The organism is Paracraurococcus ruber, assembly GCF_004353985.1.
In the GTDB taxonomy this organism is placed as follows: Bacteria; Pseudomonadota; Alphaproteobacteria; order Acetobacterales; family Acetobacteraceae; genus Paracraurococcus; species Paracraurococcus ruber.
Genome location: NZ_SMOA01000523.1, coordinates 1 through 1,920 on the forward strand (window position 1 = coordinate 1; position 1,920 = coordinate 1,920).

The 1,920-nt window shown below is 71.7% G+C and carries 1 protein-coding gene; it reads right to left on the reverse strand.

Translation table 11 applies throughout. The features are described 5' to 3' along the window. Positions 1–207: 207 nt before the first annotated feature. Entirely contained in the window at positions 208–1,743 is a 1,536-nt protein-coding gene (gene tnpC, locus E2C05_RS31430; protein ID WP_133223530.1) for an IS66 family transposase, read from the reverse strand. Positions 1,744–1,920 lie beyond the last annotated feature (177 nt).

The window sequence follows — 1,920 nt, forward strand, 5'->3', positions numbered from 1 at the left end:
GCTCGCCAAGGACTGGGAGTGCCTGAACCGGTCAGGCCTGTGCTTCCTGCGCTGGGCCTCCGTCCGCCTCATGCTGCGAAGGCTCTGCCAAACCAGAACATGATCCCGGACGGACTCTAACGGCCGTAGCTTGCGCCGCCAGGCCCGCAGGACGGACGTAAGCGTCTACTGACGGCTGCGGCTGCGGCTGTGGCGGCTTGACGCGGCTCAGATCGTGTCGGGCCGCAGGCTCCAGGGCGCGAGATCGCCGATGCGGTTGATCGGGTGGTCGGCGATGCGGCTGAGGAGCACGCGCAGATAGGCCTGCGGGTCCCAGCCGTTGAGCTCGGCGGTGCCGATCAGGGTGTATATGATGGCTGCTCGCCTGCCGCCTTCGAGCGACCCGGCGAACAGGTAGTTCTTCCGGCCGAGGGCAAGCGGGCGCATCTGCCGCTCGGCGGCATTGTTGTGCAGGCAGGCACGGCCGTCGCGCAGCACCGCTGTCAGCGCGGTCCACTGCGCCAGCGTGTAGCGGATGGCCTTGGCCAGGTCCGACTTGCCAGAGATGCGGCGCAGCGTCACCTCCAGCCAGGTGTGCAGATCGGCCATCAGCGGTGCCGCGCGCGCCTGGCGGGCGGCAAGGCGCGCCTCCGGCGGCTGGCCGTGGATCTCCGCCTCGATGGCGAACAGCGGCTGCATGCGCTCGATCGCCTCGCGCGCAAGCGGGCTGCCGTTGGCCAGCAACTCGTCATGGAAGTAGCGCCGTGCATGCGTCCAGCACGCCGCTTCGACCACCCGGCCGCTTTCGTAGAGGGCGTTGAACCCCGGATAGGCGTCGGCCTGGAGGATGCCGCGGAAGTCACGCAGGCGCCGCTGCGGGTGCTCGCCTTTCCGGTCCGGCGTGAACTCGTAGAACACCGCGGGCGGGTCGGTTCCACCGAATGGCCGATCGTCGCGCAGATAGGCCCAGAACCTCGCTGTCTGCGTCCTGCCGCGGCCCGGCGAGAGCATCGGCATCGGCGTGTCGTCGGCATGCAGCCGGGGTCCGGCCAGGGCATGGCGGCCGATGAACGCCGCCATCGGCTCGGCCAGCGCGGCCGACCTGCCGACCCAGCCCGCCAGCAGCCCGCGCGGCAGGTCCAGCCCGTCGCGGGCGTAGATCTCCGTCTGACGGTAGAGCGGGAGGTGGTCGCAGTATTTCGAGACCAGCACATGGGCCAGCAGCCCGGGGCCCGGCCTGCCGCGCTCGATCGGCAGCGCGGGCATCGGCGCCTGCGTCATCGCCTCGCAGGTCCGGCAGGAGAATGCAGGCCGGATGTGGCGCACCACCTCGAACCGGCCGGGGCGATACTCCAGGATTTCCGTCACGTCCTCGCCGACCTTGCGCAGCGCGCCGCCGCAGGACTGGCAGGCGCAGCCCGCGGCGGGCAGGTGCTCGACATCCCGTCGCGGCAAGGTTTCCGGCAGCGGCTTGCGGCCACGGCGCCGCACCTTCTCCGGCACCTCGGCGCTGGCCGTCTCGTTCTCGGCGTCATCGGTGCCACCCGCGGCGGCGATGTCGGCCAGCACCTCGTCGAGCCGCAGCTCCAGCTGCTCGACCTCGCCCGCCAGGCGCTCCGACGAACGCCCGAACCGCTCGTGCCGGAGGCGCGCGATCTGCACCTGCAGCCGCTCCGCCTCCAGCGTCTTGGCCTGCAGGCCGAGCTCTGCGGCACGACGTGCCGCACGCTCCTCGGCCAGTTCCCCGCGCAGCGCCGCGACCATCGCCACCAGGGCGGCGGGATCCTCGGGCAGCACGCTGTCGGGATGCGGCGTCACGTCGGAATCGTCCCAGACGCCGCCGCGTCGGCGCAAGGGCCTACACCGCGATCTCGGGCTTCCAGCTCGGCGTCGGCGTGCGCCAGTCCAGCCCCTCCAGCAGCATCGCCAGCTGCGCCGCCG